At 68.7% G+C, this 22,698-nt stretch carries 25 protein-coding genes; 16 read left to right on the top strand and 9 right to left on the bottom strand.

All coding sequences use genetic code 11. The features are described 5' to 3' along the window. Positions 1-15 precede the first annotated feature (15 nt). Positions 16-384, bottom strand: a complete 369-nt coding sequence (locus tag C8D87_RS34490; RefSeq protein WP_109635200.1) for a winged helix-turn-helix transcriptional regulator — start codon at positions 382-384, stop codon at positions 16-18. A gap of 97 nt (positions 385-481) precedes the next feature. Between C8D87_RS34490 and C8D87_RS34485 the strand changes: the two genes are divergently transcribed. Further along, a complete protein-coding gene (locus tag C8D87_RS34485) occupies positions 482-1,387 on the top strand; it encodes an NADP-dependent oxidoreductase (protein ID WP_112230090.1) in 906 nt (301 codons plus the stop codon). Here C8D87_RS34485 and C8D87_RS34480 read toward each other — a convergent pair. Then, positions 1,384-1,641 carry a DUF2631 domain-containing protein gene (locus C8D87_RS34480; RefSeq protein ID WP_109635199.1) on the bottom strand — a complete coding sequence of 86 codons (258 nt, stop codon included), beginning with the start codon at positions 1,639-1,641 and terminating at the stop codon, positions 1,384-1,386. The genes C8D87_RS34485 and C8D87_RS34480 overlap by 4 nt on opposite strands. A gap of 156 nt (positions 1,642-1,797) precedes the next feature. Between C8D87_RS34480 and C8D87_RS34475 the strand changes: the two genes are divergently transcribed. Beyond that, entirely contained in the window at positions 1,798-2,937 is a 1,140-nt protein-coding gene (locus C8D87_RS34475; RefSeq protein ID WP_112229915.1) for an ABC transporter ATP-binding protein, read from the top strand. Beyond that, on the top strand, positions 2,930-4,069 hold the full coding sequence (locus C8D87_RS34470) for a polyamine ABC transporter substrate-binding protein (protein ID WP_112229914.1): 1,140 nt from the start codon (positions 2,930-2,932) through the stop codon (positions 4,067-4,069). Before C8D87_RS34475 ends, C8D87_RS34470 begins: the two co-directional genes overlap by 8 nt. On the opposite strand, the gene C8D87_RS34465 is transcribed toward C8D87_RS34470, so the two are convergent. Beyond that, positions 4,056-5,189 (bottom strand): cytochrome P450, encoded by a 1,134-nt coding sequence (locus C8D87_RS34465; RefSeq protein WP_112229912.1) that lies wholly within the window; start codon positions 5,187-5,189, stop codon positions 4,056-4,058. The genes C8D87_RS34470 and C8D87_RS34465 overlap by 14 nt on opposite strands. Beyond that, positions 5,158-5,703, bottom strand: a complete 546-nt coding sequence (locus C8D87_RS34460; RefSeq protein WP_112229910.1) for a TetR/AcrR family transcriptional regulator — start codon at positions 5,701-5,703, stop codon at positions 5,158-5,160. Before C8D87_RS34460 ends, C8D87_RS34465 begins: the two co-directional genes overlap by 32 nt. A gap of 44 nt (positions 5,704-5,747) precedes the next feature. Between C8D87_RS34460 and C8D87_RS34455 the strand changes: the two genes are divergently transcribed. The 4 genes from C8D87_RS34455 (at position 5,748) to C8D87_RS34445 (ending at position 8,459) form a co-directional block, all read left to right on the top strand. Continuing rightward, the gene (locus C8D87_RS34455) at positions 5,748-6,587 is read left to right on the top strand and encodes an ABC transporter permease (RefSeq protein ID WP_233439317.1); all 840 of its coding nucleotides are present in this window, start codon (positions 5,748-5,750) and stop codon (positions 6,585-6,587) included. Further along, positions 6,584-7,390 (top strand): ABC transporter permease, encoded by an 807-nt coding sequence (locus C8D87_RS34450; protein WP_109633975.1) that lies wholly within the window; start codon positions 6,584-6,586, stop codon positions 7,388-7,390. The genes C8D87_RS34455 and C8D87_RS34450 overlap by 4 nt, the downstream gene beginning before the upstream one ends. Positions 7,391-7,467: 77 nt before the next feature. After that, the gene (locus tag C8D87_RS46345) at positions 7,468-8,109 is read left to right on the top strand and encodes a hypothetical protein (RefSeq protein WP_170166692.1); all 642 of its coding nucleotides are present in this window, start codon (positions 7,468-7,470) and stop codon (positions 8,107-8,109) included. Next, entirely contained in the window at positions 8,046-8,459 is a 414-nt protein-coding gene (locus tag C8D87_RS34445; RefSeq protein ID WP_170166691.1) for an ArsR/SmtB family transcription factor, read from the top strand. The genes C8D87_RS46345 and C8D87_RS34445 overlap by 64 nt, the downstream gene beginning before the upstream one ends. A gap of 6 nt (positions 8,460-8,465) precedes the next feature. On the opposite strand, the gene C8D87_RS34440 is transcribed toward C8D87_RS34445, so the two are convergent. Further along, positions 8,466-8,861, bottom strand: coding sequence for a peptidase inhibitor family I36 protein (locus C8D87_RS34440; RefSeq protein ID WP_112229906.1), 396 nt, complete (start codon positions 8,859-8,861; stop codon positions 8,466-8,468). A gap of 88 nt (positions 8,862-8,949) precedes the next feature. Continuing rightward, entirely contained in the window at positions 8,950-9,414 is a 465-nt protein-coding gene (locus tag C8D87_RS34435; protein WP_109633968.1) for a peptidase inhibitor family I36 protein, read from the bottom strand. Positions 9,415-9,616: 202 nt separating this feature from the next. Here C8D87_RS34435 and C8D87_RS34430 point away from each other — a divergent pair, with 202 nt between their 5' ends. Continuing rightward, complete coding sequence (locus C8D87_RS34430) at positions 9,617-11,215, top strand: sensor histidine kinase (RefSeq protein WP_146771953.1); 1,599 nt, start codon at positions 9,617-9,619, stop codon at positions 11,213-11,215. Beyond that, positions 11,215-11,865 (top strand): response regulator, encoded by a 651-nt coding sequence (locus C8D87_RS34425; protein WP_109633964.1) that lies wholly within the window; start codon positions 11,215-11,217, stop codon positions 11,863-11,865. The genes C8D87_RS34430 and C8D87_RS34425 overlap by 1 nt, the downstream gene beginning before the upstream one ends. A gap of 60 nt (positions 11,866-11,925) precedes the next feature. Here the strand turns inward: C8D87_RS34425 and C8D87_RS34420 are convergent, their stop codons facing one another. Further along, positions 11,926-12,192 (bottom strand): GlsB/YeaQ/YmgE family stress response membrane protein, encoded by a 267-nt coding sequence (locus C8D87_RS34420; protein WP_109633961.1) that lies wholly within the window; start codon positions 12,190-12,192, stop codon positions 11,926-11,928. A 134-nt stretch (positions 12,193-12,326) separates the two neighbouring features. Here C8D87_RS34420 and dxr point away from each other — a divergent pair, with 134 nt between their 5' ends. From dxr to map, 6 genes are all read left to right on the top strand, one after another. After that, a complete protein-coding gene (gene dxr, locus C8D87_RS34415) occupies positions 12,327-13,457 on the top strand; it encodes a 1-deoxy-D-xylulose-5-phosphate reductoisomerase (protein ID WP_112229902.1) in 1,131 nt (376 codons plus the stop codon). Positions 13,458-13,462: 5 nt separating this feature from the next. Next, on the top strand, positions 13,463-14,674 hold the full coding sequence (locus tag C8D87_RS34410; protein ID WP_233442439.1) for a M50 family metallopeptidase: 1,212 nt from the start codon (positions 13,463-13,465) through the stop codon (positions 14,672-14,674). A 45-nt stretch (positions 14,675-14,719) separates the two neighbouring features. After that, the gene (gene ispG, locus C8D87_RS34405; protein ID WP_109635194.1) at positions 14,720-15,850 is read left to right on the top strand and encodes a flavodoxin-dependent (E)-4-hydroxy-3-methylbut-2-enyl-diphosphate synthase; all 1,131 of its coding nucleotides are present in this window, start codon (positions 14,720-14,722) and stop codon (positions 15,848-15,850) included. 240 nt (positions 15,851-16,090) lie between these two features. Continuing rightward, positions 16,091-16,942 carry a GNAT family N-acetyltransferase gene (locus C8D87_RS34400; RefSeq protein ID WP_170154815.1) on the top strand — a complete coding sequence of 284 codons (852 nt, stop codon included), beginning with the start codon at positions 16,091-16,093 and terminating at the stop codon, positions 16,940-16,942. 18 nt (positions 16,943-16,960) lie between these two features. Next, entirely contained in the window at positions 16,961-18,751 is a 1,791-nt protein-coding gene (locus C8D87_RS34395) for a penicillin-binding transpeptidase domain-containing protein (protein ID WP_233442438.1), read from the top strand. Positions 18,752-18,813: 62 nt separating this feature from the next. After that, positions 18,814-19,671, top strand: a complete 858-nt coding sequence (gene map / locus C8D87_RS34390; RefSeq protein ID WP_109635186.1) for a type I methionyl aminopeptidase — start codon at positions 18,814-18,816, stop codon at positions 19,669-19,671. Here the strand turns inward: map and C8D87_RS34385 are convergent. Further along, positions 19,658-20,338, bottom strand: coding sequence for an alpha/beta fold hydrolase (locus tag C8D87_RS34385; protein WP_233439314.1), 681 nt, complete (start codon positions 20,336-20,338; stop codon positions 19,658-19,660). The two genes, map and C8D87_RS34385, sit on opposite strands and share 14 nt — an antisense overlap. 28 nt (positions 20,339-20,366) lie before the next feature. Here C8D87_RS34385 and C8D87_RS34380 point away from each other — a divergent pair, with 28 nt between their 5' ends. After that, complete coding sequence (locus tag C8D87_RS34380; RefSeq protein WP_112229898.1) at positions 20,367-21,866, top strand: cobyric acid synthase; 1,500 nt, start codon at positions 20,367-20,369, stop codon at positions 21,864-21,866. On the opposite strand, the gene C8D87_RS34375 is transcribed toward C8D87_RS34380, so the two are convergent. Then, positions 21,790-22,683 (bottom strand): EamA family transporter, encoded by an 894-nt coding sequence (locus tag C8D87_RS34375; protein WP_112229896.1) that lies wholly within the window; start codon positions 22,681-22,683, stop codon positions 21,790-21,792. The genes C8D87_RS34380 and C8D87_RS34375 overlap by 77 nt on opposite strands. Between the last annotated feature and the right edge of the window lie 15 nt (positions 22,684-22,698).

Below are 22,698 nucleotides of genomic sequence, written 5' to 3'. Positions count from 1 at the left end.
TCGACGGCCGGGTCCTCACCGGGCCGTGGCGGGCTCCAGTCCGAGCGGCTCGGAGGAGTCGAACGTCTCCCGCGCCTCGGCGACCGACTCGTAGTTCTGCTGCGCCCACGACCGCAACGCGGCCAGAGGCTCGGTGACGCTGCGCCCGAGCTCCGTCAGCTCGTACTCGACGCGCAACGGCACCGAGGGGTAGACCGTGCGCGTGACGAGCCCGTCGCGCTCCAACGTGCGCAACGTCTGCGTGAGCATCTTCTGGCTGATGCCGTCCAACCGGCGCTTCAGCTCACCGAATCGCCTCGGCCCGTCTTCCAGCGCGCCGATGACCAGCGCCGTCCACTTCGACGCGACCATGTCCAGCAGGTCGCGGCACGGGCACATCTTCATGTAAACGTCCCTGATCACACCTAGTTTCTACCAGGTACCTAGTGCACAAACTAGTGCCTGATTGCCAACAGAGACCAGATCTCCGAGGCTGGTGCGCATGCGAGCGATCACCCAGAACGAGTTCGGCGGACCGGAAGTTCTCACCCTCACCGACCTGCCCAAGCCAGCCCCGCTGCCGACGGAGGTGCTGGTCAGGGTGCACGCGGCCGGAGTCAACCCGGTCGACTGGAAGACCCGCGCGGGCGGCGGCATGGCCGGTCTGCAGACCATGCCGCTCGTCCTCGGCTGGGACGTCTCCGGTGTCGTCGAGGAGGTGGGCTTCGGTGTGACGACGCTCAAGCCGGGCGACGAGGTCTACGGCATGCCCCGCTTCCCGCACGCCGCGAGCGCCTACGCCGAGTACGTCACCGCGCCGTCCCGCCACTTCGCGAAGAAGCCGGAGAGTCTCACCCACGTCGAGGCGGCCGCTCTGCCGCTGGCCGCGCTCACCGCGTGGCAGATCCTGAAAGACACCGCCGACGTGCAGCCGGGGCAGAAAGTGCTGATCACAGCCGCGGCGGGCGGCGTCGGCCACCTCGCGGTCCAGATCGCGAAGGCCCGCGGCGCGTACGTCATCGGCACCGCGCGCGAGCCCAAGCACGCGTTCCTGAAGGACCTCGGCGCCGACGATGTGATCGACTACACGAAGGGCGGCTACGCGGGTACCGACGTCGACGTGCTGGTCGACCTGGTCGGCGGCGCGTCACCGGCCCCGGTGCGCGGAGGGGGCCTGTTCGTCGGCGTCCCGTCCGGAGTGGACAGCGCGATCCGCGACGACATCAGGACGAGCCCGATCCTGGTCGAGCCCGACCGGGCGGGACTGGAGGCGATCGCCGCGCTCGTCGAGTCCGGTGAGCTCAGGGTTCACGTCGACGCGACGTTCCCGCTCGAAGAGGCCGGAAAAGCACATGCCCTGGGCGAGACGGGCCGCACCCGGGGCAAGATCGTGCTCGAAACGCTCTAGCGGCGCCAGGACGTCTTGCGACGCGCGGCGTCCCACACCAGCAGCGCGATGATGACCACACCGGTGACGACGAGGTAGATGTTCTCGGTCTGACCGTGGTGGTTGCCGATCAGCATCAGGAAGCAGAAGATCGCGGAGAGCCAGCCGGCGATCCGGGTGCCCTTGGGCAGCGTGCCGTGCCAGCCCCACTCGTGCGACGGCTCCTCGTGAGGGTCGACGGCAGGACGCTTGTCCAGTTCCGAGGACGAAGCCACGGTTTCCTCCACTGCTCATCCGGATTACGAGGTCATCGTCGCACATGTGAGTGAGCACGGATGTGTGAGGTCGCGCGCGCACGACTTACCGGCGGGGTCGTGCGGCGTCTACGCTCGGCGCGGACACACCCATCCGATCTCTGAAGGCGCCTCGACTTGACCGGCTTCTCTCCCGCTGAGGCCTCCACCCCGGACACGTTCGCCCCCGTCGAGATCGGTCTCCACGGGGTGCGCAAGCGCTTCTCCGACCAGGTGGCGGTCGACGGCGTCTCGCTCAACGTCCACGAGGGCGAGTTCTTCTCGGTGCTCGGCCCGTCCGGCTGCGGCAAGACCACGATCCTGCGCATGATCGCCGGCTTCGTCGACCCCGACGAGGGCCGCATCGAGCTCGACGGCAACGACATGGTGGGCGTCCCTCCGTACCGGCGGGACGTCAACACCGTCTTCCAGTCGTACGCGCTGTTCCCGCACATGTCGGTGTGGGACAACGTTGCCTACGGGCTCAAGCGCAAGAAGATCCGCGGCGACGAGCTGAAGAAGCGCGTCGGGGAGCACCTCGAGCTCGTGCGGCTGTCCCAGTTCGCCAAACGCAGGCCTGCGCAGCTTTCGGGTGGTCAGCAGCAGCGTGTCGCCATCGCCCGTGCGCTCGCCGCCGGGCCGCAGCTGCTCCTGCTGGACGAACCGCTGGGCGCCCTCGACGCCAAGCTCCGCAAGGAGCTGCAGATCGAGCTGATGCGCATCCAGCGCGAGGTCGGCACGACGTTCCTCTACGTCACGCACGACCAGGAAGAGGCGCTGGTCCTCTCGCACCGCATCGCCGTGATGAACGCGGGCAGGATCGAGCAGGTCGGCTACCCGGAGGACGTCTACGAGCGGCCGGCCACCCGGTTCGTCGCCGGCTTCATCGGCACGTCCAACATCCTGGACGCCGAGGTGTCCGGTGTGGACGGTGAGTTCGCCGCGCTGACGGCTCCCGGCGCCACGAACCTGCGCGCGAAGTTCTCCGGCAGTGTCAGCCACGGCCAGAAGGTTTCCGCCACCGTGCGTCCGGAGAAGGTGCATCTCTTCAACGAGACCGCTGAGCCGCCCACGGGCTGGTGCGTGCTGCAGGGCGTGGTCCACGACGTGGTTTACACGGGTGTGTCGACCCAGTTCGTCGTGGATACCCCGGGTGGCGAGCTGGTGGCGTTCGTGCAGAACGCCCAGCGCATCGACGACGCGGGCGCGCCGGGGCAGCCGGTGCGGATGGCGTGGGATCCCGAGTTCACCGTGCTGCTGGAGAAGGCTGATGACTGACGAGAAGGTTCGGATCGCCCGGCTGTGGGACGTCGACAGCCCGCGGGTGACCCGGCGCACGATGCTGGGCTCGATGACGTTCTTCGCGCTCGCCGCCTGCGGCGTCGGTGAGGCGCCGACGAACAGCGGTGGCTCCTCGACCGCCGCGAAGGCCACGAACCTGAAGAACGAGCCCAAGCTCAACTTCTACAACTGGACCGACTACATCGCGCCGGAGACGTTGCCGGGCTTCAAGACCGCGACCGGCATCGAGGTCACCTACGACAACTTCTCCACCAACGACGAGATGGAAGCCAAGATCGCGTCCGGCCAGGCGGGCTACGACCTGGTCGTGCCGAGCGACAACTTCCTGCGCCGGTTCCTGCGCAGCGGCCTGCTGCAGCCGCTCGACCACTCGTCGATCCCGAACCTCAAGAACCTGGAGAAGCGGTTCGTCGAGGCCGACTACGACGCCGGCAACAGGTACTCGGTGCCGTGGGCCTGGGGCACCACGGGGCTCGCGTACTCGAAGTCGCAGATCGGCGGCGACGTCACCGGGTTCTCCGCCTACGACCTGCCGAACGCCCAGGGGCGCAGCACGATCCTCGACGAGGCACGCGACGGCATGGCGCTCGGTCTGCTCAAGCTCGGCCACGACCCGAACACCGCCGACCCGAAGCAGATCGACGACGCGGCGAACTTCCTGCTGTCGTTGAAGAAGAAGCTCGGGCAGATCACCTCCGACGTGATCGAGCCGCTCACCTCGGGCCAGGTGCGGCTGGCGCAGGCGTACTCCGGCGACGCGTTCCAGGCCCGCGAGACCAACGACGACGTCGCCTACGCCATCCCCGCCGAGGGCGGACTGTCCTACGTGGACCTCCTCGTCATCCCGAAGGACGCGCCGCACGCCGAGAACGCGCACCGGTTCATCGACTTCATCCTCGGTGCGGAAACGGGTGCGGCGCTGTCCAACGCGGTGCGGTACGGCAGCCCCAACGCCGCCGCCAAGCCGTTGATCGACAAGGAGCTGCTGGACGATCCGCTGGTCTATCCCTCGGACGACCAGCTGAAGAAGCTCCCGTTCACCAAGGATCTCGGCGGCGACGTCGAGGCGAGGTACGCCGACGCCTGGACGAAGGTCAAGACCGGCTGACCGGCAGGGACGCGAAGCCCCTGATCGTCGTGGAGTCGCGGAACGTGGCCGCCGCCGTTTGCGTGATGCGCGGCCACTTCCGTGCCAGCACGCGGAAGACGACGTCACCCTCCATCCGGGCGAGCGACGCACCGAGGCAGTAGTGGATGCCGCTGGAGAATGCGAGGTGCTCGGGCTGCCCGGTCCTGGTGATGTCGAACCGGTGCGGGTCGGGGTAGACCTCCGGATCGCGGTTGCCCGCCGCGAGGACCAGGTAGATCCCGTTGTCCCGCTTCAACCTGTGGTGGACGTCCGGCACGTCCTGGTGCGCCACGCGGCCGGTGTAGTGCACCGGTGGCGCCCAGCGCAGCACCTCCTCGACCGCCGCGGGTGCCAGGTCGGGGTTGCGCTTGAGCAGGTCCCACTGGTCCGGGTGGTCCAGGAACGCCATGGTGCCGTTGCCGATCAGGTTCACCGTCGTCTCGAACCCGGCGACCAGCAGCAACAACAGCGTGCCCATCAGCTCCCGCACGGTGAGCTTCTGCTCGCCCTCGGAGGCGACCAGCGAGCTGATCACGTCGTCCCCCGGCCTGCGCCTGCGTTCGTCGATCAGCCGCTCGAACAACGCCGTGATCCGCCCGGTCGCCTGGTTGAGCGGCCCGGGCGACTGCGCGGTGTCGCTGCTCGCGACGAGCATCCCGTACTCGGCGAACGACCTCGTGTCCTTGTCAGGGATTCCGAGCAGATCGCTGATGACCATGATCGGCAACGGCGTCGCGAGCCCCTCGATGAGATCCATGGAGTCGTTGTCCAGCAACGATTCCGCGAGCTTCTCGACGCGCGGGCGGTAGGAGTCGATCATCTTCGGGCTGAACGCCGGCGCGGCCAGCCTGCGCAGCCGCGTGTGGTCGGGCGGGTCCGACTCGAGGAACGACGGCGGCGCCAGACCGACGCTGTTCATCGCCGGCAGGGAACCGTCGCTGAACCGCACCCCGAACCGGCGGTCCCGCAGGATCTTGTTGCACACCGCGTGCGACGTCGTGATGAACATGCCGCCGTCTTCCGCGATGGCCCCCTTCGCGCGAATCGCCTCGTAGACCGGATACGGGTCATCTTGGCCGGTCAGATGCACGATCGACATCACTTACCCCCTCGAACAGCGTGGACAGCACGAACCGGGGAGCGTCGAGCGGCGCCAGCCGGCCCGCGTCGATCGACTCCCAGGCGAGGTAAAGCCCGGCGTAGAGGCTGTGCAGGATCCACCACGCGGGCAGGTCGCGGCGCAGGCGCGTGCCCTGCAGCCGGGTGATCAGGTCGAGCAGCGGCGGGTCCATCGCGAGGAGCCGGACGGCCAGCTCCTCGTCCCGCTCCAGTCCGGGAAAGCGCATCAGGAACTCGATCCGCGGGCCGAGTGCGAGAAGCCGCGTCACCAGGTCCTCGATCGCGTCGTCCGCCTCGAAGTCCACCTGGGACAGCACGGACTCGACCAGGTCCAGCGCGTCGTTGGCGAGTGCGCGGATCAGTGCCGTGCGGGTGGGAAAGCGCTTGTGGAGTGTGGTCCTGCCGACACCTGCCGCCTTCGCGACGTCACCCAGCGACGCCGTCGGGTCCTTCAGCAACACTGACGTCGCCGTTTGCAGGAGGTGAACACTCATGTTCGCAACGGTACATGAATGTTCACATGGCATCATCTGCGTTTGTGTCACGACGCTGGCTGAAGGCCAACGCCCTGCTCACGCCCACCGGGCTGTGGCTGGGGATTTTCCTGATCGCGCCGCTCGCGATCGTCGTCCAGTTCAGCTTCGCCACGCGGGACACCGGCGTCGCCCGCGCGGTGCTGCCGTGGACGACGCAGGCCTACCTGACGGCGCTCGACCCGGCGTTCCTGCCGATCTTCGGCCGGACCCTGGTCTACGCCGGCGCGACGACGATCGCCTGTCTGCTGCTGGGATTCCCGCTGGCGTGGTTCATCGCGCGGCACGGCGGCCGCTACCGGACCGTGCTGCTCGCGGCGGTGCTGATCCCGTTCTGGTCGAGCTACCTCGCGCGGATCTACGCGTGGAAGGCGCTGCTGGACGGCGAGGGCCTGGTCAACACGATGCTCGGATGGGTGGGCCTGGACCGCGATGGCGGGTTCCTGCTCACGCACGGCGCCGTGATCCTCGGGCTCACCTACGGCTTCCTGCCGTTCATGGTCCTGCCGCTGTACGTGGCGTGCGAGCGGTTCGACTTCCGGCTCGTGGAGGCGTCGTACGACCTCGGTCACGGGCGCACGTCGACGTTCTTCCGCGTGGTGCTGCCCGGTGTGCTCACCGGCGTGCTGGCCGGTTCGTTGCTGGTGCTCGTGCCCGCGGCAGGTGACTTCGTGACGCCGAAGCTGCTCGGCGGGGTCGACCAGTCGACGTTCGGTTCGGTGATCGACGACCAGTTCCGCGGCGGCAACAACTGGCCGCTGGGCTCGGCGATGGCCGTGCTGCTGCTCGTGCTGGTGGTGCTCGTGCTGATCCTGCGCGGGCGGCGTGGGGAGGACGTGCTGTGAACCGCCGCCCGTGGGCCCTCGGGCTCGTTGCCGCCCTGGTCTTCGTGTTCCTGTACGCGCCGATCGCGTGGCTGGCGATCGCGTCGTTCAACTCGTCGCGGTCGCTCAGCCGGATCAGCGGCCTGTCGACGCAGTGGTACGCCGAGCTGTTCGAGGACACACGCGTGCTGGAGTCGTTGCGGTTGACGCTGCAGCTGGCGCTGGCGTCCGCCGTGATCTCGACGGTGATCGGGACGCTGGCGGCGTTCGGGCTGCGCAGGGCGTTTCCCGGTCGCGGGGTCTGGACGGTGCTGCTGTCGCTGCCGCTCGTGGTGCCCGAGGTCGTCATGGGTGTGGCGATGCTGGGGTTCTTCGTGAAGATCGCCGGGATTCCACTCGGGTTCGGCGCGCTGCTCTTCGCGCACGTGGCTTTCTCGCTGAGCTTCGTGGTCGTCGTGGTGCGGTCGCGGGTGTCCGGAATGGACGTTCGGATGGAGGAGGCCGCCGCGGATCTCGGAGCTTCGCCGTCCGTCGCTTTCCGCACCGTCACGCTGCCGTTGGTGGCCCCCGCGGTGGTGGCCGGTGCGGCGTTCGCGTTCCTGCTGTCGTTCGACGACGTGGTGATCTCCTCGTACCTGACCGGTGTCGGGTCGACGACGTTGCCGGTGTTCGTCTACGCGCAGGCCTCGAAGCGCGGTGTTTCGCCGGAGATCGTCGCGCTGTCGACGTTGATGGTGACGGCGACCGCGCTGCTGTTGATCATCGGCGTGATGGTCGCGTCCTGGCGCGCGCGTAAGGCGGGATCCGTCGCGCAGCTGGCGTAACTTCGAGCCAGGGCGGTATCTCCGCCCCCGGGCGGCCGACTTCCGAGGTGTGACACCGGCAGCTCTTGGGGGGCGACATGCCGCAGTTGCGCATTCACTTCACCGACCTGGACATCGCACGCACCCGCATCAAACTGGAAACCGATCTGATGTGGGAGATCGTCAGCAGCGCCCAGATCCTGCAGCACAAAGACGGTGACCTGTTCTTCGCTCCGTGGCGCCGCCACGTTCGCGAGCTCGCCGGTCACGACGCGGACTTGAGGACGGCGTTGCGCACGCTTCTGACGGTGGCGCCGCACGCCGCCTATTTCCCCGATCTCCTCACACCGCCCGAGGACACGTCCGGCATCGACGAGTGCACCGACGCGGTTCTTTCCACGCCGCCACGACGTCTGCGTGAGGAGATCGACCGGATCCGTCCCGCGGACGGTCCGGGGGCGAGCTGGCTGGACGACCTCGCCAGAGGGAGATCCGCCGCGCTCCGGCAGCTCCGCGACGCTCTCCGCGTCTACTTCAGGTCCGTCATCGAGCCGCACCTGCCGACGATCGAGGAAAGGCTGTGCACCGATGTGGCGCCCTGGATCCAGCAGTACCTGAACGGGGTCCGGAAGCGCTGCTGGGCGCGCTCGGCCCGGCGGCCCGGTGGGATCCGCCCGTGCTGGCCGTCGACTACCCGCACGATCGCGACCTGCGTCTCGACGGCAGGGGACTGGTGCTGATCCCCTGCTACTTCGCCCTGCACCACCCGGTGGCGCTCGCGGATCCGCGGTTGCGCCCGGTGCTGGCGTTTCCGATCCGGACCGAGTCCCGGCTCCTGTCCGGCGGGCGTGCGGGAGGTGACCACGTGACGGCGTTGCTGGGCGCCACCAGGGCTTCGATCCTGCGGTCCGTGGTCGGCGGGAGCACCACCACCAGGCTGGCGAAGCAGGTGGGGGTGGCCCCCGCCACGGTGAGCCACCACACCGGCGTGCTGCGCGACGCGGGTCTCATCGCCACCGAGCGCGAGGAGAACTTCGCGCGGCATCTGATCACGCCGCTGGGGTTGCGGGTGCTCGCCGCCGATCGGTGAACGCGCTCAGCACGTGCTGGTGACCCACCGGTGGGAGCGGACGATCACGCCCGCCGGCCAGGTGACGGCCTGGCGCGGAGGGATGAAATGGACGGTGTCGCCTCGGTAGTACGTGCCCGAATAGAGGCACACCCCGACATATCTCGAGTCGGTCTTGTTGTTGTAGGCGGCCATCACCCGCCTCGACGACGACCACGAACACCTGACCGGGCCGCTGCCCCAGTCGGGGCTGTTCTCCGCCCAGGTGCAGCGGTTGCTGCTGCCGTCGGCGACCGGCCACACGCACAGGTTGCCGGCAGCGCAGGACAAAGCCTGAGCAGAGACTGGCGGTTCCGCCGACGCGGTACCCGCCGACGACAGTGCGAAGGCGGCGGCCACCAGCACACTCAACGCTTTTCTCATGTTTTCCCCTGGAAGACGAATGCGGCTGAGGGCCACCGCGGCAGTGTCCGATCAGGACACCGCCGGATGGCCCTCAGTCGTCAGCTGATCACCAGCAGGTGGTGCCGGTGACCCACTTGTGGGAGCGGATGATCACGTTCGGCCAGTTCGTGAGCTGCTGGCCCCGGTAGACGTAGTAGGCGACGCTGCCGGTGTAGTTCGCGCCCGGGTACAGGCACACCCTGGTGTAGGACGTGTTCTGCCCGTTGTTGTAAGCGGCGCGCACGGCGCGGGAGTTCGACCATGAACACCTGACGGATCCGCCCCACCAGTCGGGGTCGGCGCTGCCCCAGCTGCAGCGGCTGCTGCTGCCGTCGGCGACCGGCCACACGCACAGGTTGCCGGCACCGCACGACAAGGCCAGAGCCGACGCGTCGTGCTGCGCCGATGCCCCCACCTCGACGGGGCTGCCCAGGTTGATCTCGGTCGGCTTCGCGTCCGCCGCCGACGCGCTCCCCAGCAACGTCAACATCGCCATGACGGTCGCGAACAACACACACAACGCTTTTCTCATTTTTCCCCCTGAGAGAAATTGATGTGCACGGCGCGAAGTATGCCGAGACGATCATGGGCCGGGAGGGTCCTTCGAACCTGGTCGAAACGCTTCCACGTGGCTGGGGATCAACCGCTGAGGTGGTCCAGCCGTCAACTTTCGTCGCGCGAGTTCGATACTCCAGCGTGCCGCGCGGACATCGGACGTCTCGTAGTTTGAGAGCGTGATTACTGCTGTGCGGACCAGGGCCGAGGCGCTCGTCGCCGACACCCTGGCCCGGCTCAAGGCGCTGACCCCGGTGCGGGTCATCGGCGACGTGATCGTCATGATCGCCACGATCCTGCTGGACCTGTGGCCTGGGCCGTGGGCCGAGCACAAGACCTCAGGCTGGGCGCTCGTCGGGTTCGCCGCCGTGTACCTGGTGCTGCTGCCGCTGCGGCACGTGCTGCCGGCGACCGTCATGATCGGGGGCGCGGCGATCCCGTTCCTCGGGCCCGCGCTGATGGTCGTGCTGAGCTACACCGCGGGCCGGCGGATCACGTCGTGGGTCAAGGCCGTGGTGTCGACGACGCTCACGTTCGTCGTCGTGGTGCTCGCGTGGGACTGGGACGCGAGGCCGATCGACATCGAACCCGTCTACGGCATGCTCATCCTGATCACGATCTTCGGCGTGGGCGTGGCGCTGCCGTTCCTCGTCGGCCGGTACCTGGCGCAACGCGAGGCGCTGGTGCAGGCGATGCAGGACCGCGAAGCCCGGATGCGGATCGAGCACCGGATGATCTCCCGGCAGGTGCGGCTCCGTGAACGCAGCCGCATCGCCCAGGACATGCACGACAGCCTCGGCCACCGGCTGTCGTTGATCTCCGTGCACGCCGGTGTGCTGGCGATGGACCCGTCACTGGGGGACAAGCAGCGCGAGGCGATCGGGGTGCTGCGCTCGGCCGCGTTGACCGGCATGGAAGAGCTGCGGGCGATCATCGGGGTGCTGCGGGCCGAGGACGGTCCCGACGACGACCCCGCGACACGGACCGTGGAGTCCATCGACTCGTTGGTGAGTGACGCGCGGAAGGCCGGTGTGCTGGTCAGTCTGGTTCGTGGCGGGCAGTCGCACCCGTTGCCGTCACGTGTGTCGCACGCGGCTTATCGCGTCGCGCAGGAGGGGCTGACCAACGCGGCCAAGCACTCACCGGGCGCCGCCGTGCAGGTGACGGTGAAGTACGAGCCGGACGCGCTGGTGGTGGAGGTGCGGAACAACCCGTCGCGCAACGGCTCGCCCACCGGTGAGCCCGGCGTCGGACTGATCGGGCTCTCCGAACGCGTGCGCGTGGCGGGCGGCATCCTGCACGTCGGCGCGCTGCCGTCGGGTGGCTTCCGGATCGCCGCGGTGCTGCCGTACGAGGAGACGGCGCTGCCCGAACCGGAGGACGAGCAGGAGGAGGCCGAGCCGAGGCGGCAGATCCGCAAGTGGGCGGGCGTCGGGTCGATCGCGGGCGCGTCGATCGTGCTGACGCTCATCATCGGCGGCTTCACGGTGCTCGGCGCCCAGCCGGTGACCGAGGTCGTGACGCAGCAGAACCTCGACCGGATCCAGGAGGGACAGCCGGAGGCCGAGGTGATGGCGCTGCTGCCGTCCGGCGACGAACCCCTGGTGGGCGACGGTGAACGGAAGTCCCACGCCGCACCGGAGCCGCCGGGCGCGCGTTGCGTCTACCACATCACCGACGAGCAGTCCTACCGCGACGAGGGCACACGGGTGGTGCGTTTCTGCTTCCGAGACGGCAAGCTGGTCGAGAAGAAGATCCACGTGCAGAGGACTGGTTGATGATCCGGGTGCTCATCGCAGACGACGAGCCGCTCATGCGGGCCGGCATCAAGGCCATTCTCGGCACCGCCGACGACATCGAGCTGGTGGCGGAGGCGGGCGACGGCCGCGAGGCGCTGCAGATCGTGCGCGAGCGCCGCGTCGACGTGGCGGTGCTGGACATCCGCATGCCGCGGATGGACGGCCTGGCGTGCGCCAAGGAGCTGCGAGTCGTCGCGCCTTCCGTGCGGGTCGTGATGCTGACGACGTTCGGCGAGGACGAGAACATCGTGCGAGCCCTGTCCGACGGCGCGGCCGGGTTCCTGCTCAAGGACTCCGCGCCCGAGGAGCTTTTGCGTGCCGTGCGCGCGGTGAACAACGGCGAGGCGTATCTGTCGCCGATGGTCACGTCGCGCGTGGTCGGCATGGTCGCCACGTCCGGGCAGCCGAAGCGGCAGGAGGCGCAGAAGGCGGTCGCCGGGCTCACCGAGCGCGAGGTGGAGGTGCTCGCGCTGCTCGGGCAGGGCATGTCGAACGCGGACATCGGCGCGAAGCTGCACATGTCCGAGGCGACGGTGAAGACGTACGTGTCGCGGTTGCTCGCGAAGCTGGGGCTGACGAACCGGGTGCAGGCGGCGTTGCTCGCCCGGGACGCGGGGATCGCCAGCTAGTCATCGCAACGTGAGAGGCCGTCCGGGTGACACCCGAACGGCCTCAAACGTCTCACTGGACTAGGTATGTGCCCTCCGGCCTGTTACCAGGCGGTAGATGCCGAGCAGGATCAGCGATCCGACGATGGCCAGCAGCCACGTCCTCAGGTCGAAGAAGGACCCGAGATCGGTCCCGAAGAGCGCGGATCCGATGAATCCGCCCAGAATCGCACCCACGATGCCGAGCAGCATCGTGATGATGAAACCGCCGGGGTCGTTACCAGGCATGATGGCCTTGGCGATGGCGCCGGCCAGCAGACCGAGCACGATCCATCCCAGGATGCCCACGGAGAGTCTCCTTCCATCAGCTGTCGAGGAAGGAATGCCCCCGAAGTGGCGACTTCACGCCTCCAAAACCACTCCGTTATCAAAGTAACGGGCTGTGCCGGGCTCTCAGGCACTCTCCGGAACAATGAGGGGCGATGAGTACTCCACGCACTGTCCTGATCCTGGGATCGACCGGCTCCATCGGCACCCAGGCGCTCGACGTCATCCGGCGCAACCGCGACCGCTTCCGCGTCGTCGGGCTCGGCGCCGGTGGGCGTCAGCTGGACCTGCTCAAGCAGCAGGCAGCCGAGTTCGACGTACCGGTGGTCGCCGTGGCCAACGGCACCGAGGTGCCCGGCGTCAAGACGCTGACCAGCATGGTCGACCTGATCGAGGCCTGCCCCGCGGACGTCGTGCTCAACGGCATGGACGGGTCCAGGGGGCTCGAGCCGTCGCTGAAGACGCTGGAGAGCGGCGCCACGCTCGCGCTCGCCAACAAGGAGTCGCTCATCGCGGGCGGGCCGCTCGTGCTGAAGGCGGCCAAGCCCGACCAGATCGTGCCGGTCGACTCGGAGCACTCGGCGCTCGCGCAGTGCCTGCGCGGTGGCGCGCCGCACGAGGTGCACAAGCTGGTGCTGACGGCGTCCGGCGGGCCGTTCCGCGGCAGGACGCGCGCGGACCTCGCCGGCATCACGGTCGAACAGGCCATGGCGCACCCGACGTGGTCGATGGGCCAGGTCGTCACCATCAACTCGGCGAACCTGGTGAACAAGGGCCTCGAGCTGATCGAGGCGCACCTGCTGTTCGGGGTGCCGTACGACCGCATCGACGTCGTGGTGCACCCGCAGTCCATCATTCACTCGATGGTGACGTTCACCGACGGCTCGACGCTCGCGCAGGCGTCGCCGCCGGACATGCGCCTGCCGATCTCGCTGGGCCTCGGGTGGCCCGAGCGCGTAGCCGGTGCGGCGGCCGCCTGTACCTTTGACACCGCCACCTCGTGGACGTTCGAACCGGTGGACAGCGTCACGTTCCCGGCGGTCGAGCTAGCGCGGCAGGCGGGCAGCGGCGGTGGCTGTCTCCCCGCGGTGTACAACGCGGCGAACGAGGAGGCACTCGCTGCTTTCGTCGCGGGCAAGACGTCGTTCCTGTCGATCGTGGACACCATCGGCCAGGTTCTCGGCGAGGCGAATGACTGGCGGAGCGACCCCGCGGACGTCGCGGAGGTGCTCGCCGCCGAGGACTGGGCACGTGCACGTGCCCGCGAGCTGGTTGGAAGGAACTGAGCTCCGTGAACACATTCATCAACATCCTCGGGGTGCTGCTGTTCGCGTTCGGCATCGCGGTGTCGATCGCGCTGCACGAGCTCGGGCACCTGGCGACCGCCAAGGCCTTCGGCATGAAGGTCACCCGCTACTTCATCGGCTTCGGCCCGAAGCTCTACTCGTTCCGCAAGGGCGAGACCGAGTACGGCCTGAAGGCGATCCCGGCCGGCGGCTTCTGCGAGATCACCGGCATGACCGCCCTCGAGGACGTGCACCCGGACGACCGCAAGCGCGCCTTCTACAACCAGAAGGTGTGGAAGCGCGTCGTCGTGCTCTCCGCGGGCTCGATCACGCACTTCATCCTCGGCTTCATCATCCTGCTGATCCTCGCGATGTCGCTGGGCCTGCCGAACAACAAGGACCTCCCGGTGCTCGCGGAGGTCTCGAACTGCGTGCAGAACCACACGGTCGCCTACGACGCGCCGTGCCCCGCGGGCGCCCCGGCCCCGGCGAAGAACGCCGGGCTCAAGCCCGGCGACGAGATCGTCTCGATCGCGGGCAAGCCGATCGCGACCTGGTCGGACATGCAGAAGGTCACCCGCGACCTCAGCGGCCCGACCGAGTTCAAGGTGCTGCGCGACGGCAAGGAGATCACCCTCACCGTCGACGTGCCCAAGGTCACGCGCCAGATCTCCGACGGCAAGGGCGGCGTCGAGGTCAAGGAGGTGGGCGCGATCGGCGTGATCGTCCAGCAGTCCTTCACCTACGGCCCGATCGACGCGATCCCGGCCGCCGTGTCCTTCACCGGTGACATGTTCGTGAACACCTGGAAGGGCCTCCTGCGCTTCCCGGAGCGCATCCCGGCCGTGGTCAAGGCCATCGGTGGCGGCGAGCGCGAACTCGACACCCCGATCTCGGTGGTGGGCGCCTCCCGCCTGGGCGGCGACGCGGCGGAACGAGGACTCTGGGCGTTCTTCATCCTGATGCTCGCGGGCCTGAACTTCTTCGTGGGTGTGTTCAACCTCCTGCCGCTGCTCCCGCTTGACGGTGGTCACATCGCCGTCAACCTCTACGAACGGGTGCGAGACTGGATCAGGAAGCTGCGCGGGAAGCCCGCCGGCGCCCCGGTCAACTACATGCGCCTGTTGCCGCTCACCTACGTGGTCATCTTCATCGGCGGCGCCATCACGCTGCTGACCGTGACCGCCGACATCGTCAACCCGATCAGGTTGCAGTGATTTACGAAAGGTGCAAAACCCATGAGTGACGGCGTGATGCTCGGAATGCCGGCACTGCCGCCGCCGGTGCTGTCGGAACGCCGCAAGACCCGGCAGCTGATGGTGGGCAACGTCGGTGTCGGCAGCGAGTTCCCCGTCTCCGTCCAGTCGATGACGACGACCCTGACGTCGGACGTCAACGCGACGCTGCAGCAGATCGCGGAACTCACCGCGGCCGGCTGCGACATCGTCCGGGTCGCCTGCCCGTCGCAGGACGACGCGGACGCCCTGCCCGCGATCGCGCGCAAGTCGCAGATCCCGGTGATCGCGGACATCCACTTCCAGCCGAAGTACGTCTTCGCCGCCATCGAAGCCGGCTGCGCGGCCGTCCGCGTGAACCCCGGCAACATCAAGAAGTTCGACGACAAGGTCAAGGAGATCGCCCAGGCGGCCCGCGACCACAACACCCCGATCCGCATCGGCGTCAACGCGGGCTCCCTGGACCCGCGCCTGATGGCCAAGTACGGCAAGGCCACCCCGGAAGCCCTGGCCGAGTCGGCGCTGTGGGAGGCCTCGCTCTTCGCCGAGCACGACTTCCACGACATCAAGATCTCGGTCAAGCACAACGACCCGGTGATCATGGTCCGCGCCTACGAGATCCTCGCCGAACAGTGCGACTACCCGCTGCACCTCGGCGTCACGGAAGCCGGTCCCGCCTTCCAGGGCACCATCAAGTCGGCCGTGGCCTTCGGCGCCCTCCTCCGCCAGGGCATCGGCGACACCATCCGGGTGTCGCTGAGCGCCCCGCCGGTGGAGGAGATCAAGGTCGGCCACCAGATCCTCCAGTCCCTCAACCTGCGCCCGCGCAAGCTGGAGATCGTGTCCTGCCCGTCCTGCGGCCGCGCCCAGGTGGACGTGTACACGCTCGCCGAGCAGGTCACCGCCGGCCTGGAGGGCATGGAGGTCCCGCTCCGCGTAGCCGTCATGGGTTGCGTCGTGAACGGCCCCGGCGAGGCCCGCGAGGCCGACCTGGGCGTGGCGAGCGGCAACGGCAAGGGCCAGATCTTCGTGAAGGGCAAGGTCATCAAGACCGTGCCCGAGCACGCGATCGTCGAAACCCTGATCGAAGAGGCGATGCGCCTCGCCGAGGAGATGGAGCCGGTGGAGGGCGGAGCCCCCGCCGTCACGGTCGGCTGACGCTCCACACGAGCCTTGAGGGGCGCTTCCCGCCGGGGAACGCGCCCCTCAGCGCATGTTGGCGGTAGTTGCAGGCGTTTTGATCATGCGTTGGCAGTACTTGCAGACGCCCCCACGCCCGGCCGCCAGCACCACATGAGCACGGCACCCGACCACCTGCGGACCCCGTGCGCACCGTCACCACCCCTCCGCACGGTTGGCTGATGCCACCCACCCACCCGATCTGGCACGCTAGGTGACGTGCTGAGGCTGGCCGGAGCGCGTGTACTCGACGAGCGCGACCTGATCGACGTGCGCGGGGTCTTCGACAACGACCCCGTAGCCGCGTGCATGGTCGCCGCAAGGGTGGAAGTCGCCGGCCTGGACCCCTGGCGCCTGGGCGGCGAGATGTGGGGCTCGGACTCCAGGCCGATCAGGGGCAAAGTGGACGGCCTCTGCTTCTCAGGCCCCAACCTGATCCCCCTGAAAGGCACGCCGAGCGCCATGCGCATGTTCGCCGACCGCGCACGACGCCGAGGCCGCATGTGCTCCAGCCTCGTGGGCCCAGCCGAGCAGGTCTTAACCCTCTGGGAAGAACTGCAACCGGACTGGGGCCCGGCCAGGGAAGTACGAGGAGACCAGCCCCTGATGGCGATCTCCAGCCCTCCGAAGGTCACCCCGGACCCACTGGTCCGCCAGGTCCGCCCGAGCGAACTGTCCCGCTACCTCCCCGCGGCGATCTCGATGTTCATCGAGGAGGTCGGCATCGACCCGTGCGCGGAAGACGGCGGCGCGGGTTACCGAGCCAGGGTCTCCGAGCTGATCGCAGCAGGCCGAGCCTTCGCGAGGTTCGAGAACGGCGAGGTCGTCTTCAAGGCCGAGATCGGCGCGATGTCGTCCAAAGTGGGCCAGATCCAGGGCGTCTGGGTTCGCCCGGACCGCAGGGGCGAGGGCATCGGCACCGCGGGAACAGCCGCCGTGGCCGACCGCCTCGTCCGCGTCCTCAACCGCACCGCGAGCCTCTACGTGAACGGCTACAACCACGTCGCCCAGGCCGCCTACCGCAGAATCGGCTTCGAACAGGTGGGTCAGTACGCGACTGTCCTGTTCTGAACGGGCATACTCGCGCGGGTGCGCCTTCTCGTGACGATCACGGCCCTGACGATCACGCTGAGCGGCTGCGGGCTGTTCAAGTCAGAACCCGGAGCGCCGGAGATCACCAACGACTTCCTGGCGAAGCTCGCGTCCGGTGACGTGCAGGGTGCGGCCGGGCTGACAGACAACCCGAACGAGGCCAAGGAGACCCTGGAGAAGTTCCGGGGTGCGCTGAAGCCGGAGGGGCTCAGCAGCAAGGTCGACCAGATGCGCAAGAACGGTGAGACCGCGTCCGAGGCGAGCGTCTCGCTCGACTGGGATCTCGGCAAGAACCGGCACTGGACCTACCCGACGAAGTTCGACGTGCGCCAGGAGGGCGACTTCTGGAAGGTGCACTGGGCGTCGTCGGTGGTGCATCCGAAGCTCGCGCCGCAGCAGTCCATCAAGGTCACCGAGCTCAAGCCCGACCCCGCCCCGGTGCTGGACCGCGAGGGCACGCCGCTGCTCGCCCCCGAACGCGTCGTCTCCGTGCTGCTCGTCGCGAAGGAGGCGGGTGACGTCGGCGCCGTCACGAAGGCGCTCGCCGACGCGCTGAACCCGCTGGACAAGGGCATCACCCAGCAGTCGATCGCCGAAGGCGTCGGCAAGACCCCGGAGGGGCAGGCCTACCAGGTCGCGGCGCTGCGGGATCCCGACTACCAGTCGGTGAAGCCGAAGATCTACGAGCTGCCCGGCGTGCGGTTCACCACGCAGACGTCGCTGCTGGCACCGAGCCGCAACTTCGGTTCGCAGGTGCTGCCCGCGGTGCGCAAGCTGGTCGAGAACGACATCGCCGGTCAGTCCGGCTTCCGCATCGCCACGATCGACGCGCAGGGCACTGAGATCGACGAGCTGTTCTCGAAGGCGCCCGAGCCCGCCAAGGCCGTGAACATCGCGCTGTCCCGCGCGATCCAGGCCGCCGCGGAGGACGCCGTCGAGCCCGTCCAGCAGCCCACGGTGCTCGTCGCGATCCAGCCGTCGACCGGCGACATCCTGGCCGTCGCGCAGAACGACCCCGCCGACGCCCAGGGCGCCATCTCGCTGACCGGCCGGTTCCCGCCGGGCTCCACGATGAAGGCGGTGTCCGCGCTCGCCGCGATCCAGTCCGGCAAGGTCAACGCCGAGACGCCGCTGCCGTGCCCCGGCAAGACCATCATCGACGGGCGGCGGATCGTGCCGAACTCCAGCGAGTTCGACAAGGGCACGATCCCGCTGCGGTCGGCGTTCGCGTTCTCCTGCAACACCACGTTCGCGCAGCTCGCGGTCGACATGCCGGCCGACCTGCTGACGAACACGGCTCTGTCGCTCGGTCTGGGCGCCGACTTCGACATCCCCGGCCTGACCACGATCACCGGCTCCGTGCCGCCCGCGACCGACGTCGTGGAACGGGCGGAGGACGCGTTCGGCCAGGGCAAGGTGCTGGCGTCGCCGTTCGGGATGGCGCTGGTCGGGGCGTCCATCGCGAAAGGCTCGATGCCGGTGCCGCAGCTGGTGCGCGGCAAGGAGACCAAAGCGGACAAACAGCCCACCGCTCCCGCCGTTGCCTCGCTCGACCCGGTGCGGCAGATGATGCGCGAGGTCGTCGACTACGGCACCGCGCCACAGCTCAAGCCGTACGGGGACGTGCGCGGCAAGACCGGTACCGCGCAGTTCGGCGACGGCGTGCACTCGCACGGATGGTTCATGGGCTACCGGGGCGATCTCGCGTTCGCGACGCTCGTGCTCAGCGGAGAGACCTCGACGCCGGCCGTGGAGGTGGCGGCGAGGTTCCTCAAGGCGGTGCCGTGATGAGCGTCGCGCCGGGGACCAGGCTCAAGGCCGGCGACGCGCGCACGGCTAATCTGGAGAGCATGGCTGTTCGTGCTCCATTGCAACCCGGTGTCCAGTCGCCGCGGCGTCAGGTGCCGTCTCGCATCGTGCGTCCCGAGTACGTGGACAAGCCCGCGCCGCAGCGCGGCACCGACTCGTGGGTGCAGACGCCGGAGATCATCGAGGCCATGCGCGTCGCCGGCCGTCTCGCCGCCCAGGCACTGCAGGAAGCCGGCAAGGTCGTCGTGCCCGGCGTGACGACGGACGAGATCGACGCGGTGGCGCACGAGTTCCTGTGCGACAACGGCGCGTACCCGTCGACGCTGGGCTACCGCGGCTTCCCGAAGTCGTGCTGCACCTCGCTGAACGAGGTGATCTGCCACGGCATCCCGGACTCCACGGTCGTCGAGGACGGCGACATCGTGAACATCGACGTGACGGCGTTCATCGGCGGCGTGCACGGCGACACGAACGCCACCTTCCTCGCGGGCAACGTCGCCGAGGAGAACAAGCTGCTGGTCGAGCGCACGCACGAGGCCACGATGCGCGCGATCAGGGCCGTGAAGCCCGGCCGTGAGATCAACGTCATCGGCCGCGTCATCGAGGCCTATGCCAAGCGGTTCGGCTACGGCGTCGTGCGTGACTTCACCGGCCACGGCATCGGCCGCCAGTTCCACAGCGGGCTCGTGGTCCTGCACTACGACGAGCCGTCGATGAAGACGGTGCTGGAACCCGGCATGACGTTCACGATCGAACCGATGATCACGCTCGGGGACTACGAGCACGACATGTGGGACGACGGCTGGACCGTCACCACGAAGGACAAGAGCTGGACCGCTCAGTTCGAGCACACCATCGTCGTCACCGACGACGGCGCGGAGATCCTCACAGTCTGCTGATCACGGACCGCAGCGCGGCCGCGACCGCCGAAGGCGACGTGGCCGCCGCCAGGTGGTGCGACTCGACGCGCTCCACCGGCCAGCCGAGCGCCTCTGCCCGCGCGGCCGCCTCCTCGTAGACCGGCGACAGCAGCACGTACCCGCACGCCCCGGACCACTCGACGACGGGGCGCTGCTCCTTCAGGAACTCCCACGGCACCTCGGGGGCCTCGTCCCGCATCTCCTCGCGCAGCCCGGCGGGCACGAGCCGCAGCGGGTCGGTGTCGAACCAGCGGTCCCAGCGCGGCAGCCTGCCGTCCCGCACCGACGCCTTGACCTGGCGGACCAGGGCGGGGTCGACGGTCTCGCGCCACGCCTTGCCCGGCGTCGGCAGGTCGGAGTCCAGGAACACCAGGCCCGCCACCTCGAGCTCCAGGGCGTCGGCGAAGCCGGGCAGCAGCGGCCCGGCGCCGCTGTGGCCCACCAGCACCAGTGGTCCCGTGACTCCCGCGTCTTCCAGGGCGTCGGCGAACGCGCCGATCAGCCGCTGGTGCACCGGGGCCTCGTTGACGGTCATCTGCAGGTCCACCAGAAGCACGGCCACCCCGTCGGAGGCCAGTTCGTCGGCGAGCGGGCGCATGCTCGACGGGCCGAGGAACGGGCTGTGCATGAGCACGACGGTGAGCATGCTGGTGATGATGGCAGCATTGGCGTCCATGCGGGGCTCGATGTTGATCTGTGGGACGACCTCGGACGCGGGCAAGAGCGTCCTGGTCGCGGGTTTGTGCCGCTTTCTGGCACGCCAGGGCGTTGACGTCGTCCCCTTCAAGGCGCAGAACATGTCGAACAACTCGTTCGTCACACTCGACGGCGGTGAGATCGGCAGGGCCCAGGCGCTGCAGGCACGGGCGGCGTTCAAGGAGCCCAGTGTGCGGTTCAACCCCGTGCTGCTGAAGCCGGGCAGCGACCGCACGTCCCAGGTCGTCCTGCACGGCAAGGCGGTGGGCAACGTGTCGGCGATGAGCTACCGCGAACGCAAGGCGCAGCTGCTGGACGAGGTTCTCTCCACTTTGGACGGACTGCGGCGCGACCACGAGGTCGTCATCTGCGAGGGTGCCGGTTCGCCTGCCGAGATCAACCTGCGCGCCAACGACATCGCGAACATGGGCCTCGCGACCCGTGCCGGTCTCCCGACGCTCGTCGTCGGCGACATCGACCGCGGCGGTGTCTTCGCGCACCTCTTCGGGACGCTCGCGGTGCTGGACGCCGCCGACCAGGCGCTGATCTCCGGTTTCGTGGTCAACAAGTTCCGGGGTGACCCCCGCCTGCTCGAACCGGGACTGCGGCAGATCAACCAGCTCACCGGGCGGCCGGTGCTGGGCGTGCTGCCGTGGCGGGAGGAGCTCTGGCTCGATGCGGAGGATTCCTTGTCCTACAACGCGGACGGCGTGATCGGCCGGCCGCGGCCGGCGCTGAAGGACTGGCTGCGGGTCGCGGTGATCCGGTTGCCGCGCATCTCCAACGCCACCGATGCCGAGGCGCTGGCGTGTGAACCCGGTGTCTCCGTGCGGTTCGTCACCGAGCCCTCACGGCTGGCGGACGCGGATCTCGTGGTGCTGCCCGGTTCCAAGGCCACCGTCGACGACCTCGGCTGGTTGCGCGAAACCGGCCTGGCGCAGGCCATCACGCGGTTCGACGGCCCGGTTCTCGGCATCTGCGGCGGTTTCCAGATGCTGTCCCGGCGCATCGAGGACGACGTGGAGTCCCGGTACGGCACCGTCGACGGTCTGGGCCTGCTCGACGTCGACATCCGCTTCCAGCCGCGCAAGACCCTGGCCACGCCGGAAAGCGTCGCCTGGGGCGAACGCGTGACGGGCTACGAGATCCACCACGGCCAGGTCGTCCGCAGCACCGAGCAGCCGCTGGTCGGCGACGAGGGCGCCCAGACCGACCGCGTCCTCGGCACGCACTGGCACGGTCTGCTGGAGAACGACGGCTTCCGACGCAGGTTCCTGCGTTGGGCCGCCGAGCGCGCCGGCCGGGACTTCGAACCGGCGGAGGTGAGCTTCTCCGCCGCCCGCGAGGCCCAGCTGGACCTGCTCGGCGACCTGGTCGCGGAGAACATGGACACCAAGGCCGTCATCGACCTGCTGGAACGAGGGGCTCCAGCTGGACTTCCGTTCGTGCCGCCCGGCGCCCCGCCAGCTGCGGAATAGCCAGTCCCAGCAACACGACTCCGCCGGCGGCCACCCGCAGCACGGTCAGGTCCTCGCCGAGGAACGCCCACGCCGAGAACATCCCGAACACCGGCACCAGCAGCGCGAACGGCGCCACCGCCGACCCCTCGTACCTGCGCAGCAGGAAGCCCCAGATCCCGAACCCGAGCAGCGTCGAGACCCACGAGACATAACCGAGGGCGCCCACTCCGGTCCAGTTCAGCCGCCCGAGCGCCGACACGTCCTCGGTCAGGAAGGACAGTGCGAACAGCGGGAGCACCGCCACGGCGCTCACCCAGACCATGAACCGCAGAGTGTCCGACGGCCTCGCGCATCTCATCAACACGTTCGACGCGCCGAAGCACACCGCCGCCGCGATCACGAGCAGGAACCCCAGCAGCGGCGAGGTCGACCCGTAGTCCCACGCGATCACGCCGATTCCGGCCACCGCGAGCGCTGTCCCGGTTATCTGCGCCGACCGCGGCCGTTCCCTCAGCACCAGTGCGGCGAACACGACCGTGAAGATCACCTGGCTCTGCAGCACCAGCGACGACAACCCGGCAGGCATGCCCACGCTGAGGGCGATGAACATGAAGCTGAACTTCGCGACGCCCAGCACCAGCCCGACCGCGATGATCCAGCGCCAGGCCACCGTCGGCCGGCCCACGAAGAAGATCGCGGGCACCGCCGCGGCGAGGAAGCGCAGGGCGGAGAACAGGAGCGGCGGGAACTCGCCCAAGCCGATCTTCAGCACGACGAAGTTGAAGCCCCAGATGGCGGCGACGAGCGCGGCGAGCAAGGCGTGGCGGGGACTCATGGGTCCAAGCTTGCG

Origin of the sequence: Lentzea atacamensis (assembly GCF_003269295.1) — a bacterium.
Taxonomy (GTDB): domain Bacteria; phylum Actinomycetota; class Actinomycetes; order Mycobacteriales; family Pseudonocardiaceae; genus Lentzea; species Lentzea atacamensis.
The sequence above is the reverse complement of the archived record's forward strand: the minus strand, read 5'-3'. Positions and strand labels throughout refer to the sequence as shown.